The following is a 16556-nucleotide window of genomic DNA, read 5'->3' on the forward strand; positions in this document are numbered from 1 at the left end:
TGACCTCTTTTTTTAGTAAGGGAGGATTATCCCTCCCTTACTGAATAAACCGTTGTCAATTCAACCGGACAGTTTCGATGACTATACGATATCATTCTATCATGAAAATGACCGTTTTTCATAAAGACTACTTTAATTCATTGACTGTAGCCCTCCCGTTGAGTACCATGGGTAGCTTCTCAAAAAGGTACGTAAGGTAAGTTAAGATGAAAGCATCCAGCATCGAAGAAGGCACAGTCTCACGTGCAAAGAGGGGGATTCCCTTTTCCCTATTAGCAGAGGCCCTTGCTCGCCGATGAACCTGAAAGGGGCGTTTCCGTCGCGAAGCGATTGAAAACCCTTGACAGGGGCAGGCGAGCAAGGGAGAATCAGCAAGGGAAAAGGGAGAAAAGCTAGGAGACTTTACGGATTACGGATCAAAACATAAAGCCAAGATCATCTCACTTTCAGTGATACAAAAAAGGATTAGAAAATGCACTATATGCTACAACGAATATAGTGCAAAAAGGGTTGCCCACATTCACTTGACTAACACATCATCATCTATCATCCTTGACTTTTATAAATAAATACATTATTTTAATATAAAAAATATATTATACATAAGGAGAGTTTGATTATGAATCTAAATAGTGTGCTCATTAGAAATTTAGTTTTTCCATATATGGAATATTTTAAGGGGAATAAGATACGCAGTTATTTAAAATACCTACAGGAAACTCAACATTACTCTGAAAATGAATTAAAATCTCTTCAGGAGAAAAAACTTCGAAGTTTATTACTTTATTCAATTGAAAAGGTTCCTGCTTATTCTAAATACCGTCACTTATATACAGATATTATGGAGAACCCTTCTTTCGCCATAACTAAATTTCCAATATTGACAAAACAAAACTTCATCCATTCAAGCTTAACTTACATAAGTAACGATGTAAAAAAAGAAGACCTTATTCCAAATCGTACAGGCGGCTCCACAGGAGAACCAGTTCAATTTTATCTTGATAGAAAGACTGTTGAGTTTTATGAAGCAGCTCGCTGGCGTGGTCTTTCGTGGTCAAATATAAAAATAGGAGATAGCTCTGCAATGATATGGGGCTCTCCTATAGAACTGACTCAACAACAAAGGCTATCCTATAAATTAAAAGAGAGATTTTTGAAAAACAGAATTCTAATATCTGCTTATAACCTTAATCCATCTTCTTTAAAAGAGTATATCAAAACGCTTAACTCTTTTAAACCAATGTATATATATGGCTATGCTTCAGCGCTTTATCTTTTTGCCGAACTTATGTTATCAGGTAATCTTTCACTTAAATTCAAACCGGTAGCGGTGGTTTCCACAGCAGAAACACTTTACGATTTTCAACGAGAGAAAATAGAGAATGCCTTTAAATGTAGAGTAATAAATGAATACGGCGCACGTGACGGTGGAATACTTGCTTATCAGTGTTCAAGAGGTAACATGCATCTTACGGTTGAGAATGCTTATATCGAGATTGTCGATATAAATACAAAACAACCTGTCGCATCTGGTGGTAGTGGTTTAGTTATAGTAACTGATCTAAATAATTATTCAATGCCTAGGATTAGATATCAACTGGGAGATGTTGCAACATTATCCCTAGATAGATGTGATTGTGGATTACAGTTACCCTTATTAGAAAAAATTGAAGGTCGTGAAGATGATATATTTGTTGCAACTAACGGAGCCTATGTTCATGGCCATGTTTTTAACCACATTGCGCGAAATCTTAATGGAATAAAGCAGTTTCAGATCATCCAGCATTCAAGGAGTAATATATCATTGAAAATTATAAGAGGGTTAAACTATGATCATCTACAAGTTCAACAGTTTATTAATGAGATTAAGAAGGTAATGGGTTCTGTAGAGATTAAAGTAGAATTCGCAGAATCGATTGAGCCATCAAATTCAGGGAAGATTAGATATACGAAAAGAGAATTTCCACTTTCAATTTAAAGTCTAATATGCTAGTCTACCCAATTTTTTGTAAAAATCCTAATTGATTTTCATTTTATGGTAATGATAGAGTATTTCTTTTTTATAAAATTGAGCCAGACAAAAAAGGAGCAGTCACAACTGTCGATTATTTAATCGCCAACTACATCGGATCAAATTATTAATTTAAGATGATGTAAGCGTAAAATAGTACCCACATCTTAAGGTATAAAAAATCCTCATTCCCCCTAAGAAGGAAATGAGGATTGTTTCATTATCTTACTTTCTGCAGGTCAGGGGTAATGTATTGGACCAAGGGAGAAGCTGATCAATCGCCTCTTTGTCTTTAAGATCGATGTTGGGTAGCTTCTCAAAAAGGTACGTAAGGTAGTTAAATGGTTCTACGTTATTCTCTTTCGCCGTCTCAATGATGCGTAGATGATCGCGCTCGCCTTCGCTCCGCTTGGCGTGTTGCTACAGAGCCGGTTCTTCGAGCAGCCAGCGCAATGGACGTTTTGTCACATGCATCGTTTGATCTGTCATGTGATCCAGCCATTGAAACTTTCCCCGTTCAAGGCGCCGATAGTTGAGCCAAAACCCGTTGTTTTCCCAATAAAGGATCTTTCGTTTGTCCCGATTACGATTGCAGAAGACAAAGAGGGCATTGGAGAAGGGATCAAGCGAAAAACTCTCTTTCACAAGTACTGCGAGTCCATCCATCGATTTGCGCATATCGGTACTGCCCAAGGCAAGATAAATGTGCCGCACTCACGTCTGGAATCATAATGCTTTCAGCACCTTCATTACATCGGCGAGGAGTGCGGGATCAATTCCGGGCCTTATCTCGAGGGCGACATTTCCCACTTTTAACGTCAAAGCATCATGGGATGATGGACCTTCCATGGGGAGGCGAACCCATTGAAGAGACAAGGCTTTCCCACTTGGTTTAGACAGTCTGGGGGATTCAATTTTCCGGACCCAGTACCATAACTGATGCAGCTTTAATGGATGTTCATCGCACCATGCTTTCGCTGTCTTTCCACTTGCCCTAAAGTCACCCAAGCTTCCCATTCTTTACGCAATACGAGTTTCGCCATGAAAAAAACTCCATTCTGTTCTTTTTGGAGGATTATCTCATGAAGGCGGTGAAGATTGTAGGTTGGTTTTATTTGACGCTTACGAATGAATCAAGGATGAGCGAAGCGAAGGTCTTGGCCCTTTACCCTTGATGAAATGAACGGTCCAGGTCACAATAAAAACAGAGGGTGAAAGGATAAACCATAATCGATGTGACAAATTCACTGACGCGTAAGTATGACATTTTCACTGACGCTCAACACATCTGTAAACAAGAAGATTGCAATTAGATGAATTTTATTATAAACTAATGTTTGTAAAAATTGTTCGTAATTAAGACCTTTTAATGATTATTGAAAAACTCAGTTCTTTGTAACCATTTTCATTTATTCATATCGAGTAAAATCCGATAACATAAAGGTTGTTAGAAATAATCACTTTCTAATAATGATTTGTGAGAGTTCCGCCTATAGTTAAGATTTAACATATCTCTGTTTTGGAGGCAACGATGATCACCTTCGAAAATGTCAACAAATATTTTGGGAGTTTTCATGTATTAAAAAACATCAACCTTAATATCGAAGCCAGCGAAGTCGTAGTCATTATCGGACCTTCCGGTTCCGGAAAGAGCACCCTTTTAAGATGTATAAACGGTTTAGAAACGATAAACAACGGCGTCTTAATAGTTGACGGTGTACAAGTTAACAATAAAGAGACAGACTTGAATAAATTACGCCGCAATATCGGCATGGTTTTTCAACACTTTAATCTCTACCCACACAAAACCGTTTTACAGAACATCATTCTTGCACCAACCAAGGTACTCGGTATGTCCCGTCAAGAAGCAGAATCTCTTGCCAAACTTTACCTAGAAAAGGTAGGCATTCTTGATAAGATCAATGTTTATCCTTCACAACTCTCTGGTGGCCAACAACAACGCGTGGCCATCGCCCGCGGACTTGCTATGAAACCGAAGGCAATGCTTTTCGACGAACCGACAAGTGCACTTGATCCGGAGATGATCGGCGAAGTTCTTGATGTGATGAAGACACTTGCCAAGGAAGGGATGACCATGGTTGTCGTTACCCACGAGATGGGCTTTGCTCGTGAAGTGGCAGATCGAATCATCTTCATGGATCAAGGTGAGATCATCGAAGAAGCAACACCTGATGTTTTTTTCAAAAACCCCCGTGAAGAACGTGCACAACTTTTTCTCAAACGCATCCTCAGTCACTAGTGCTCCATCTCATCATCCTTTTACTCTTTTTCTTTAAAAAATGGAAATTCACATTTCCAAAAGGTACAAAATGACAGTAAGAGATAGGAGTAAGACAGCTAAGGAGCTGTTTAACTATAATACACGCTTTAAAGGGGGGATAGCACATTATCGCACATTCGTATTATATCTCTACTCCTCGTATGCATATCGATCGTTTTCTCTTAAACTTCTTAAATTGATGGAAATATTGGTAATTACATTCTAAACCATTGGGGGGTCATTCACATGAAAAAAATGTTGCTTGCAGTCATTCTTGTAGTTTTTTTTGCCGTTTCTCTGGCTGGATGTGGCACTAAGGCCACTACGGGTGATGCTAACTCTAGCGACGGCACAGCAGAAACGATGGTGGTTGGAACTGACACATCTTTCCCTCCGTTTGAATATGTGGACCCCGATACCAACCAGTATACGGGATTTGACATTGAATTAATTTATGCTATTGCTGATGCTACCGGTCTAAAAGTCGATTTAAAACCCATGGAATTTAAAGCCATCGTACCCGGTTTGCAAACCGGCACACTAGATGTAGGTATTGCCGGTATGACGATCACCGAAGAAAGAAAAAAAGCGGTACTATTCTCAGAACCCTATTTTCAAGCGGGATTAGTTATTGCAGTACGCCCGCAGGAAAATAAGATCCACAACAAAGATGACCTCAAGGGCAAAACGATTGCCGTAAAATTAGGAACTACCAGTGAAAAGATGGCAAGGGAAATTGAGGGGGCCACAGTTAAAACGTTCGACAATGGAAACGATGTCTATCTGGAAGTGATTCACGGCGGAGCTGATGCATTGATTGAGGACTTACCCGTAATTAAACATTATATTGTAAAAAATCCTGATAAGTTAGTTGTCGTCAGCGAACCCATGACTGGAGACAACTACGGAATAGCGGTAACTAAAAGCAAAACCCAACTTCTTGAAAAAATCAATGAAGGCTTAAAAAAAGTAAAAGAAAGTGGGAAATATGACGAACTGTATAAAAAATATTTTGGAGAATGAGTTAATGTTGCAAAGAATAGTAGGGGAGCTTCAGCTCCCCTTTTAACAAAGTAAGGGGTTGAGTATATGGACATAAATGTTGAAGTCGTTTTTCAATCGCTTGGAGTATTATTTTATGGATTATGGATGACGATCGCTATCACTGTGATTTCATTGTTCATCGCATTGATTCTGGGGTTGTTTACTGCACTTATGAAATTATCAAAGTCTAAAATCTTAAAAATGATATCCAATACGTATATTAATATAATTCGTGGTACTCCTCTTTTGGTACAAGTGTTTTATGTTTACTTTGCTTTGCCGTCTTTGCTCGGCTTTCGGATTGATGCTTGGACAGCAGCTATTACTGCACTCAGTTTAAATGCCGGAGCCTATATTGCGGAAGTTTTTCGTTCCGGCATACAAGCCGTTTCTAAAGGACAATATGAAGCTGCTCTAGCCCAAGGGATGACCACACGTCAAACCATGCAATACGTTATTCTGCCACAAGCCATACGAATTGTCATTCCATCTTTACTCAATCAGTTTATTATTACTTTAAAAGATACTTCTTTAGTTTCCGTTATTGGTTTTGAAGAACTAGCTCGAAAAGGTCAGATCGTCATTGCTACGAGTTATGCCGCTTTTGAAATTTGGACAGTCGTCGCCTTGATGTACCTTGCTACAGTATTCACTTTAACGAAACTATCTGAGGGGTTAGAAAAAAGACTACGAATTGGTGAATATTAACATTTCACCTTAGCATCCGGGGATCGAGGAGATCCCGGAGCCCATCTCCCAAGAGATTAAAGCTTAAAACCGTCACCATGACGGCAAGCCCCGGAAAGATGGAAAGCCAAGGGGCCTGTGTGATGTAGTTTCGGGCATCGGCCAGCATCTTGCCCCACTCCGGCTCCGGAGGTTGGGCGCCCAGTCCGAGGAAACCTAAGGCTGCCGCCTCCAGCACGGCGGAACCGATGCCCATCGTCCCTTGTACCAGAATGGGCGTAAGACTGTTGGGCAGGATATGGCGAAAGAGAATACGCCTTTCCTTCAAACCGACCGCCTTTGCCGCTTGAACATACTCCTCCTCCCGCAAAGAGAGAACCCTCGCCCGCATCAATCTTCCATAGGTGGGAATGTTGACGATGGAGATGGCTAATAGCGCATTAAAAAGGCTTGGCCCGAGGATGGCGACGATGGCGATGGCGAGGAGAATGGCAGGAAAGGCTAAGAGCATATCAAACATACGGCTGATGAGGGTATCCACCCATCTCCCGTAATATCCGGCGAGGAGTCCGAGAAAAGCGCCGACGAGAATCGAGCCGGTTACGGAGGAGATGCCGATCAGAAGGGAGATGCGGGCTCCATAGAGCCGCCCCATAAACCTTGTAACGCATTCCTGCTCTCCTTCTTTACTTACGACTTCTTCTGATACAAAACCAACAATTTTATCATTTATACTTGCTCAACTCCTTACTTATCCTATACTTGAATCGATTTCATTCATGGATCGGTTTGATTCGTTCATCTTAATAAATCATCCAGCGCTTCCTGCAGCAAGTCGGCGAAATTCTCCGGAAAGAAATGCCCCATTCCCTTTACAACGACCAACTTGCATGCGATGCCTGCCCGTTCTAGGTCACGATGAAGGGCGACAGTCGATTCATAGTAATGGTCTTGATCCCCGGTTATGATCCACCCTCGAATGAAGTTCCCTTTTGCTTTTTCGATCAGGGATTGATAGCCTGCCACATCCCGAATGGAAGGAACTACTACAATGAACCCTTTCACCTGAATCGGGGTTCCCTCCAGCGCCAGTTCAAACGCCAACTTTCCTCCCTGGGATGCTCCGGCCAGAATCACCTGCTCTTCATCCACCGCAACACGGCTTACCACCACTGAAAACTGGTCGTAAATCTCATTTCTCGCCAGTTTACCATCATCCCAACAGTACGCGTGATACCCATATATTTGCGAAGATTGGGGAAACGCCACATGAATCCGCTCCCCTAAACGCTCAGGGGCCCAGTACCGCGAAAAACGCTCTGCCGAATCCCCCCGCCAATGAAGCACATACAAGAGCGGCATCGGTACTTGATGTTTGTCGGAAGGATACAGGAGAAGATCGGATGATCCGGTACTTTTTGAAACCTCAAATCTGTTTCTTGATTCCTCCACGATCTCTTTGAAAGCATCCAACTCCCGCAACGGCTTCAGATCCTCATCATTGAGCATTTGATCCGGGTTCCACCAATATCCTTCCTTCAATGCAGCCCGTAACGTTTGCACCGCGGCATCAGGCCTTCCCGTCATGCTGTAGAGACACGCCTTCCAGAAACTTGTTTTATCCTTCATCTCCGGATACTTCTCTTCGATCTCAGCAATCGTCTGCAACGCCTCGTCATAGTTTGTTTGAGTAAAAAGCGTAAACACCTTCTTTTGAAGTTCTAATAACTCGTTCATCGCTTTCTTTCTCCTTTCCTCTTTTTTTCCCAAACCTAAATGTAATAAACCTAGCTGAAAATCATCAACGAAGCAGTTACAAACGATTTACATCGCTTCAATCGATCCAATTCCTCCTCGTGAAAGATTGAACAATACTTTGAAAAATTGTGCTACAATGAGTTCTATGCATTCTTTCCATCTGTTCTGATTATATATTGAAAAATTGTGAACATCCATAAAAAAATTGAAAAAAACCCTGAAATTGTGAACTTTTATCTTTGGTACACATTGTCCCCTCCATGCATCGAGACTCTGTTTGATGATATTAAAAAATGAAGGGATATATTTACGACCATTTCCTCTTCAGAAAAGAGAGGAGCTGATCGAGGGGCCATGTGTTGATCACCCGATCAGGCTCTACCCAGCCCCGGCGAGCCGTTCCCACACCCACTCCCATGTTCTCCAGTTCATCGATCCGGTGGGCATCGGTGTTAATGACGAGATGAACGCCCTCCTTCATGGCCATCTCCAGGTACTCCGGCGCAAGATCCAGGCGGTTGGGGTTGGCGTTTAACTCCAGAACGGTGCCCGTCTCCTTCGCAGCTTTGATCAATACTTCCACGTTGACCGCATACGGCGCTCGACGTCCGATCAACCTCCCCGTGGGATGGGCGATGATGTCCACATGGTTGTTCTCAATGGCGGCCAGGATCCGTTTCATCATCACCTTCTCCTCTTGTTTGAAGGCGGTATGAACCGATGCGATCACCAGATCCAGCTCCTGAAGCACCTCATCCGGATAATCGAGGCGGCCGTCCGGCAGAATATCCATCTCCACCCCCGCCAGAATGCGGAAGGAATCGTCCTGCCATTCTTCCTGCAGGCGCTTCTCCACCTCCCGAATCTTCTGCCGTTGCTCACGTAACCGTTCAATGCTTAGCCCCCAGGCGATTTTTAGGGAGCGGGAGTGATCGGTGATGGCGATATAGCGATATCCCCTTTTATAAGCCGCCCTGGCCATCTCTTCGATGCTGTTTCCCCCATCGCTCCACTCGGTATGCATGTGTAGATCGCCCCGAATATCTTCCAGGCGAATGAGGCGGGGGATCTCCCCTTTTTCCGCCCGTTCCACCTCTTCTCTTCCTTCACGGATTTCAGGAGGGATGTAGGAAAGACCCAGACGTCGGTAGAGATCTTCCTCGGTGACGAAGGTCTTCCTCTTCCTGCTTTCCTCCAGACCGTAGGGGGTGAAAATAAGCCCCCTCTCCTTCGCTCGTTCCGTCAGCTTTTCCCGATGTGCCTCTGAACCGGTATGGTAAAGGAGCGCGCCGGAAAAGAAAGCGGGTGGAACGAGGCGGAAATCGACCCGAATCGGCCAGAGGTATTCCAATTCGACCGTCACCCCCTCCTTTCCCTTCTCCAGAACTTTCTTCACCTTGGGGAACTGAAGCAGGAGGGGAACCGCCTCGTGCGGAGAGCGCGCGGCCAGGACGAAGAGAATCCCCTTCCCGGTCTCTTTCATCCTGCGAAGATCCCCTGCCACCTCCGCCTTCTCTATCCCGTCTACGTTCATCACCCATTCCCTGATTTCCCGGGCAATCGGCAGAAGGGTGGCGATGGGAATCTCCTCCGGAATCTCCTTCATCTGTTTTATGCTCTTAAGGAGATTTAATTCCGTCTTGGCGCCAAAGCCGGTCAGCTTCCTGATCTTCTGCGCCTTCGCCGCCTCCTCCAACTTCGCCAGTGAATCGATGCCAAGTTCCCGGTATAACCTGCCCACGCTTCGCGGGCCTAAGCCGGGGATTCTTAACAGAAGCAGAAGATCGGGTGGAATTCTTTCTTCCAATTCGGCGAGAAGTTCCGATTTTCCGGTCTTCACCCATTGATGAATCACCGCAGCGATCCCTTTTCCAATGCCGGGGATCGTCTCTGGATCCACATCTTCGATAGGAATCTCCATTCTTTCAATCGTTTGCCCCGCCTTTCGATAAGCGGATATTTTAAAGGGGCTCTCCCCTTCAATTTCCAGGAGATCGGCGATCCGATATAACATATAGGCTAATTTCAGATTCGATGGCAGCATTGTACGGCTCTCCTTCAAGGTTTATTGGGTTTACTACACTATCCATATCTTACCATGCTATCCTTCATTCAATACCCATCCATCAACGACTTATTCATATTGTATAAGCCCTCAAGTATAAACCCTCCCACTCTACCTCTATGTTCCCAAAAGGAAGAGAATAAACTTCCACCACCACAGATGAATCATCTAAATGAAGAAGATGAAATCGATACGACAAGATAGGCATATTCCTGGAGTAAAATCCTTAGAAAGGGCTTTTCCCATATTTCTTTAGCCCTGCCATCTTGTTTATGCACCACCTCAATGGGCATCGTTTTAAATAGGTAATGATAAGCTCTTGAAAAGAAAGCCGAAAATTATCCATTGAATTAAATACCGGCATGCCCTTTCCTCAGGGATGCCGGTGTTCCCTCCATCCTTCCTATTTCCCGATGGGGGAAACAGGAATAAAGGATTAGACGTTTAAATTTTCCCGTTTTCTCTCGTACTTATCTCGATCGATTTTCTTTAAGAAACGCTTGCGGAGGCGGATTGCTTTGGGGGTTACTTCTACGTATTCATCATCGTTAATATACTCCAATGCTTCTTCCAACGAAAAATCCCTGGGAGCTTTCAGTTTTGTCGTTTCTTCTTTGGTGGAGGCGCGCATGTTGGTTAACTGTTTTGTCTTGCACACATTCACCACGATGTCATTTCCCCGGTTGTGCTCCCCTACAATCATCCCTTCATACACCTCATCTCCGGGGCGGACAAACATCACTCCCCGGTCTTCCACGGAAAGGAGTCCATAGGTGGTGGCTGTCCCTGTCTCCATAGAGACCAAGACCCCCGCCGGTCTTCTCCCCACATTTCCAGGAAGGATGGGACGGTATTCCAAGTAGGAGTGGTTTAAAACCCCATACCCCCGCGTCTCAGTGAGAAACTGTTTCCGGTACCCGATCAGCCCCCGGGAAGGGATGTGGTATTCCAGGCGAACATAGCCAAAGCCATTGTTCTCCATGTTCACCAATTCGCCTTTTCGTTCCGCGATCGATTCCATCACGGTCCCCTGGAATTCATCGGGAATATCGACGATGAGCGATTCGAACGGTTCGCATTTTGCTCCATCCACCTCTCGAAGGATCACTTCCGGTTTCGATACCTGCAGCTCATATCCCTCCCGACGCATGGTCTCAATCAAGATGGAGAGATGAAGCTCTCCTCTTCCCGAGACGATGAAGGCATCGGGAGAGCCGGTTCCCTCCACCCGAAGGCTTACATCCGTTTCTAAGGCTTGCTGCAGTCGTTCTGCCAATTTACGGGAGGTGAGATACTTCCCTTCCCGTCCGGCAAAGGGGCTGTCATTGACGAGGAAGGTCATCTTGATGGTAGGCTCATCGATGGTTAAGAGGGGGAGAGCCTCCGGATTTTCCGCATCGGCCACCGTCTCCCCGACCATGATCTCCTCCAGGCCAGGGACGGCCACAATCTCTCCCGCCTTCGCTTCTTCGATCTCAATCCGTTTCAGTCCATAAAAACCGAAGAGTTTGGCGATACGGACCTGACGAATGGTCCCATCCCGTTTCATTTGGACCACCTTGTCCCCTGCCCGTATCTTTCCTCGCTCAATCCGTCCGATGCCGATCCGGCCCAGGTAATCATTATAATCCAGCATCGTCACCTGCATTTGCAAGGGTCCTTCCACATCAACCAGCGGGGCCGGAATATGCTCCTTGATCGCTTCAAAAAGAGGTTTCATATCGGTTCCCGGCGTGTCGGGGTCGGTGCTCGCGGTTCCCTTAAGCCCAGAGGCATACAGAATGGGAAACTCCAATTGCTCTTCCGTCGCTCCCAAATCGATAAAAAGGTCGTACACTTCATCCACCACTTCGGGGGGGCGTGCATTTTCCCGGTCCATCTTGTTAACGACCAGGATGGGGGTTGCTTTCTGTTCCAAGGCTTTCTTTAGAACAAATCGGGTCTGGGGCATGCACCCTTCAAATGCATCAACCACAAGCAGAACCCCATCCACCATTTTCATAATCCGTTCCACTTCACCGCCAAAATCGGAGTGGCCCGGGGTATCGACAATGTTAATGGTAAGATCCTGATAATGGATCGCTGTCGTCTTCGCCAAGATGGTAATTCCCCTCTCCCGTTCCAGATCATTGGAATCCAGGGCTCGTTCCTGCACCTGTTCATTCTGGCGGAAGATTCCTGCTTGACGGAGGAGCTGATCGACAAGCGTGGTCTTTCCATGATCCACATGAGCAATAATGGCAATATTCCGTAGATCTTCACGACGGGTTTTCATGATTAATCCTTCCCTTTGACTTCCTTTCTGCAAGCTTTTCTATTTTAACACAAACCCTCCTTCTTTGCACATTCATCCGTGCCTCCTTCTATACAGAACCAGCTCCATTGCCTTCACCAAAAGTGCCGCCTTCAGAGCCACTGTCAGTAGCAAAAAAACGCAAATCTATTTCTATTATAAATAAACCTCACGATTTACACCCGTCGGCAAACTTTCTACGTAAAGTTTAACGCCATTCTTTCATACCTCCTTCCAGTCACTTCTCGGTTTTTTCACGGCTGTCCGGTTCCTGTATCGCAGCCAATCTGTTCTCCTATCGAATTAATTTTCCGACCGGATGTCTAGAATTAGGCGGTTTATTTAACTTTAAATCTTTTTTGCAAAATGATTTTGCGAGATGATGGCATCAATGTTTAAGAATCCTGCAAGGGGCTCCGGAATGTAATGACGATCGCTGCAAAAAAATAAAGATAAAGTTTCAATCTCAAGAGGAGTGATAGCCTAATGATCGAGAAGGAAAACGGAGCACATCAGGAAATGAAAAAGGATTCCCTGGATGAAGGAAGAAAGAAATACGAGATGGACGTGGATCGCATGATGAACGAGGGAATGGCCGGCGGGAACATATACGCCCAAGGAAATCGAGTCAATATCGAAGAAGCACACGAATTTAACGAGGAAGATCCACCCCGTCAAGGCAGGTAATCCTTTGCCTGTTTTCTCTTTCTTCTTTCTGTCATGACAACGACCCAGCTTAAAAATAACAGCAACACAAGCTGCGAGAGGACCGTTTCCCAAGTCGGGAAAAAACCGATCCAATCGATGATCGGAAATTGCTCAATCTGGCTCATGCTTATAACGTCGGCCAGCTGAAGGGCATGGAGGCTCATACCCAATATTTTGAAAGCCAAAACGTAAATGAGCAGAGTTGCCGCTTTGAAAAACGGACCGATTGGTATTTTCATGCTGAAACGGATGATGAAAATAGCAAATACCAGCAAAATGAGAATGGCGATCCCGATTCCAGCAAGCAACTTATCGAGTGAAATAGAAGGAGCCATACCCATATAAAAAATGATCGTCTCCGCACCTTCCCGAAAGATCGAAAGGAAGCTGATCAAGGCCATGCCCAGCACACTGCCCATCGAAAGAGCCATATTCATCTGCGTGTTGATGTAACGGTTCCATGCATTTAGATTCGACCTTTGATGGAGCCAAATGCCGACACCGATCATCATGAACACCGCGATCATACCGGTTAATCCCTCTAACATTTCGCGATTCGTTCCTGCCGCGATTGCGGAGGTGAAAATCGCGTTGATGAGAAGAGCCGCGACGACGCTCACCACGACTCCGGCGACAGCTCCCAGCCAGATCCACTTCTGATAGCCTCCGTTGCCTGTCTTCCTTAAAGAGGTAATGAGTGCGGATATAATCAGCAGGGCTTCAAGCCCTTCACGCAGCATGACCTGTGACGCATCCCACACGGAATAGTTTTTTTGCTGAAGCATGGCGATTTCCCGCTCGTATCCCTTAAGCCGGTTCTTCAGTTCCTCCAGATCCTGGTTGGGTGAAGCAAGCTTACCGGCAACCAGCGGAATGTTGTTTTCCAACTCATTATACAAACTTGCGCTTCGGGTCGAAACCTCACCTTCCACCGACGGCCATACCGTCAAAAAATCCTCCAGCGCAGAAACCGCAAGCTTCGTCTCTCCTTGATCGATCTCCGTAACCGCCTTGTCCAGCAGGTCAACCAAGGTTTGAAGCGTAGCACCTCCATCCGAAGTGCCGACTGTTTTTTCCCCGGAAACAAAGTCGGAAACGATCTGCGACAACAGGGTGTAATACCGCTCAATTTCACCGAAATCTTTGGCCTCTTTGGATACGGCAATCCGTAATAAGCCCATCTTTGTTTCGATCTGCCCGTAATAATCCAGGCTTTGTTCGCGAACGATCGTCTCCTTTTTGTTCCAGACCGCCAATACTCTTTTGTAAGCGGCTAAAACCGCCTCTTCATCCTTCGCCACAACGGCTTCTTCAAGAGAGCGAAGCGCGGGGGTGATGGCGGTCATGAACTCCGCGCGTCGGCCAGCCTCATCGACCGGATGCATGATTTTGTCATAAGCGTAAAACGCGGAGGACAAATGGGATAGCGTATCCATTACCATGGATAAATCTCGGGTAGAGAGCGCTTTTTCCGCTTCTGCCAGCGCCTCGTTTACCGCCTGTTCTTCAGGCCCGGAAGTTTTCTTAAGCTGCTCCCATTGCTGTTTAAACCGCCTAAAAGCCGCTTCGGCTCCCTCCCAATCACCGCGAACAAGGTAAGAATTAAATCCGGTCTGCGCCCATCTTATCGTGATCTCAATTTAACCGGTATGCGTATTTTCAGTATGTAGAAAATGATCGAAATAATTTTGAATGGGGAGTCTTATAAAATAAAAAAAAGCATATAGAATTTGCGTGAAAAGAAATCTTACCCAGAATTAGAAGAGGGAGTTGCTTTTCCCCCGATTCTACTAAAACTTACCTTTCACATTCATCAGAAAAGAAGAATTTGATGGGCAGACGAGAACTTTCATCATAGACAGCATTGCAGATGGTAATACGGTTAGGTTAAGGGGGCAAACAGCGAGGTGGAGTATCTAGGAAGTGGGGATAGAGGGAGATGTAGTTTTGAACCTTTTCCTCCTTCATTCGTTTATAAGAAAGGAGTGAGTTGGTCGTTGAATATGGTAGTTGCTCTGTCATCGGTTTCTATACCAAGTGACGAATCGGTGTGAGTTGTGAGGTGTTCATCTTGACCATCGAAATCAGGAAACTGCTTAAAAACAGACAAACCTATATCAGCTTTGGAATCTGAATCCTCATTATACTTGGCAACGTCTGGCAAGGAACCCGCACTTACTTTGTAGAATATGACTTAGCCAAACGATTATTTGTGAATTTCCCAGATTCCCTCGCTTTGGTGGCGCCTCACCGTTATTGGGCTATTTCTTACGGTACTTTTTTTGCTGCACTTTACTACTTTATCTTCCCTCTGCTCATCGCCCTGCCGATTGTGGACACAATTTACAGGGAAAGAAGTTCGGGCAATCAACGTTATCAAATCTTGCGTATGAGCCGCTTTTCCTATTATCTCAAGAAATTTCTATTCACTTTTATTGTTTCCTTTTTGTTTTTTGTCCTTCCTTTGTTATTGGACATGTTTTTATTTAATCTGATCACAGGGAAATGGGATTATTCGGATTACGCCCGAGCATACCATAAACTGGTGAATGGAACAGCCGTACTTGGTGATGGCACTTCTTACGGAGAAAAGAGAGAATTGTTCTCACCACTCATGGAAATCTCTCCATACTTATACTTTCTGGTCTATTTACTTATCGGTGGGTTATATGCAGGCCTTTATACCGCCTTTGGTCTTGCATCCTCTCTCTATATGAAAAACCGCTATCTCATTCTATTTACTCCCTTTTCACTCTATATAGGATACTGGATCATCTTTTCACTCCTAGGTTTTCTCATGGGATCCGTTTAATTTTCTAGCGGCGAATGAACCTGTAACGAGAATGTCTTATCCTCCCTTCATTGTGGTCTTCACTCTCCTGATGGCGGTCACCCTTATCTTGTACATCGCGGGAGTGAGAAAGCAGGCTGATCTCTTTGACTAAGATGATAAGAATTGTCTACCAAGATATAAAATTGCGCGCCAAATAAGGACTGAAGCCTAATGAAGTTATTCATTGCGGAATATCGGCTATTACAGAAAGAGAAGTTTAAACTGATCCTTCCCACGGTCATCCTATCCGTTTTAGGAATTCTTATTTCTTCGAAAAACGGTTTCATCAATGCCGACGCATCATCGGAGCAGATTCTACTCATTTTGTTCGGATCGGCAGACTCTTATCCGATGAATTGGATTTATTGGATTATCTTGTTCTTAGGATATGTGGTCCTATTGCAAATCGTTTGGAAATCTCGCATCCATACGTTTGAAATTCACCAATTGCTTCGTTATCGAAACACCAACCGGTATTGGGTTAGTCAATTTACGATGGGGTTTCTTTTTACTTCTTTGTATATCCTATCGTTTCTTATTACCGCATGGATCACGTCTTTTCTGCTTGGAGCCGGCATGGCGTTTAGTCTTACATGGCTGCTTGTTTTCCTTTTTCTAACCCTCAATCTGTATGGGCATGCTTTGTTATGGCTTGCCATGAAGATGTATTGGCGTGTTGAAGGAGCAAACATGATACTGGTCACCCTCATCTACGCAGGAATTCAATCACCGCACCCATTACTTCCGCTTTATTACGGTATGATTGAAAAAATCAAATCATCGCTGTTTACAATATTCCTCATTGAATCTGTCGTTCTCCTCTTCCTTTTTCTGATCATACTGCGAAAAGCCAAAAAAATGGATTACTATACCTAG

At 44.5% G+C, this 16556-nt stretch carries 13 protein-coding genes and 2 pseudogenes; 7 read left to right on the forward strand and 8 right to left on the reverse strand.

Annotated elements, in window-relative coordinates:
* Nucleotides 1-619 precede the first annotated feature (619 nt).
* Nucleotides 620-1978, forward strand: coding sequence for a phenylacetate--CoA ligase family protein (locus THEAE_RS0113345; protein ID WP_028987819.1), 1359 nt, complete (start codon nucleotides 620-622; stop codon nucleotides 1976-1978).
* A gap of 258 nt (nucleotides 1979-2236) precedes the next feature.
* Here THEAE_RS0113345 and THEAE_RS22660 read toward each other — a convergent pair.
* The 3 genes and pseudogenes from THEAE_RS22660 to THEAE_RS23065 all read right to left on the reverse strand — a co-directional run.
* A pseudogene (locus THEAE_RS22660) lies at nucleotides 2237-2448 on the reverse strand (transposase domain-containing protein); the annotation flags it as partial.
* Entirely contained in the window at nucleotides 2432-2689 is a 258-nt protein-coding gene (gene tnpB, locus THEAE_RS20990) for an IS66 family insertion sequence element accessory protein TnpB (RefSeq protein WP_052330257.1), read from the reverse strand. The pseudogene THEAE_RS22660 and the gene tnpB, both read right to left, overlap by 17 nt.
* A gap of 48 nt (nucleotides 2690-2737) precedes the next feature.
* A complete protein-coding gene (locus tag THEAE_RS23065; protein WP_425426430.1) occupies nucleotides 2738-2956 on the reverse strand; it encodes a hypothetical protein in 219 nt (72 codons plus the stop codon).
* A 586-nt stretch (nucleotides 2957-3542) separates the two neighbouring features.
* Between THEAE_RS23065 and THEAE_RS0113365 the strand changes: the two genes are divergently transcribed.
* From THEAE_RS0113365 to THEAE_RS0113375, 3 genes are all read left to right on the forward strand, one after another.
* Nucleotides 3543-4271 carry an amino acid ABC transporter ATP-binding protein gene (locus THEAE_RS0113365; protein ID WP_028987820.1) on the forward strand — a complete coding sequence of 243 codons (729 nt, stop codon included), beginning with the start codon at nucleotides 3543-3545 and terminating at the stop codon, nucleotides 4269-4271.
* A 267-nt stretch (nucleotides 4272-4538) separates the two neighbouring features.
* The gene (locus THEAE_RS0113370; protein WP_028987821.1) at nucleotides 4539-5315 is read left to right on the forward strand and encodes a basic amino acid ABC transporter substrate-binding protein; all 777 of its coding nucleotides are present in this window, start codon (nucleotides 4539-4541) and stop codon (nucleotides 5313-5315) included.
* A 66-nt stretch (nucleotides 5316-5381) separates the two neighbouring features.
* Nucleotides 5382-6044, forward strand: a complete 663-nt coding sequence (locus THEAE_RS0113375) for an amino acid ABC transporter permease (protein ID WP_028987822.1) — start codon at nucleotides 5382-5384, stop codon at nucleotides 6042-6044.
* Nucleotides 6045-6048: 4 nt separating this feature from the next.
* On the opposite strand, the pseudogene THEAE_RS21000 reads toward THEAE_RS0113375, so the two are convergent.
* From THEAE_RS21000 to typA, 4 genes and pseudogenes are all read right to left on the reverse strand, one after another.
* A pseudogene (locus tag THEAE_RS21000) lies at nucleotides 6049-6669 on the reverse strand (ABC transporter permease); the annotation flags it as partial.
* 152 nt (nucleotides 6670-6821) lie between these two features.
* Nucleotides 6822-7760: a TPR end-of-group domain-containing protein gene (locus THEAE_RS0113385; protein WP_028987823.1), complete on the reverse strand. Its 939-nt coding sequence runs from the start codon at nucleotides 7758-7760 to the stop codon at nucleotides 6822-6824.
* A 328-nt stretch (nucleotides 7761-8088) separates the two neighbouring features.
* Entirely contained in the window at nucleotides 8089-9825 is a 1737-nt protein-coding gene (gene polX, locus THEAE_RS0113390; RefSeq protein ID WP_028987824.1) for a DNA polymerase/3'-5' exonuclease PolX, read from the reverse strand.
* Nucleotides 9826-10282: 457 nt separating this feature from the next.
* Nucleotides 10283-12121: a translational GTPase TypA gene (gene typA, locus THEAE_RS0113395; RefSeq protein ID WP_028987825.1), complete on the reverse strand. Its 1839-nt coding sequence runs from the start codon at nucleotides 12119-12121 to the stop codon at nucleotides 10283-10285.
* 504 nt (nucleotides 12122-12625) lie between these two features.
* Between typA and THEAE_RS0113400 the strand changes: the two genes are divergently transcribed.
* Nucleotides 12626-12826, forward strand: coding sequence for a hypothetical protein (locus tag THEAE_RS0113400; protein ID WP_028987826.1), 201 nt, complete (start codon nucleotides 12626-12628; stop codon nucleotides 12824-12826).
* On the opposite strand, the gene THEAE_RS21005 is transcribed toward THEAE_RS0113400, so the two are convergent.
* Nucleotides 12814-14289, reverse strand: coding sequence for an FTR1 family iron permease (locus THEAE_RS21005; RefSeq protein WP_052330010.1), 1476 nt, complete (start codon nucleotides 14287-14289; stop codon nucleotides 12814-12816). The two genes, THEAE_RS0113400 and THEAE_RS21005, sit on opposite strands and share 13 nt — an antisense overlap.
* Nucleotides 14290-15059: 770 nt before the next feature.
* On the opposite strand from THEAE_RS21005, the gene THEAE_RS21010 reads away from it, so the two are divergent.
* On the forward strand, nucleotides 15060-15659 hold the full coding sequence (locus THEAE_RS21010; protein WP_245605561.1) for an ABC transporter permease: 600 nt from the start codon (nucleotides 15060-15062) through the stop codon (nucleotides 15657-15659).
* 192 nt (nucleotides 15660-15851) lie between these two features.
* The gene (locus tag THEAE_RS0113415; protein ID WP_028987827.1) at nucleotides 15852-16556 is read left to right on the forward strand and encodes a hypothetical protein; all 705 of its coding nucleotides are present in this window, start codon (nucleotides 15852-15854) and stop codon (nucleotides 16554-16556) included.

The sequence above is a fragment of the Thermicanus aegyptius DSM 12793 genome, from assembly GCF_000510645.1.
In the GTDB taxonomy this organism is placed as follows: Bacteria; Bacillota; Bacilli; order Thermicanales; family Thermicanaceae; genus Thermicanus; species Thermicanus aegyptius.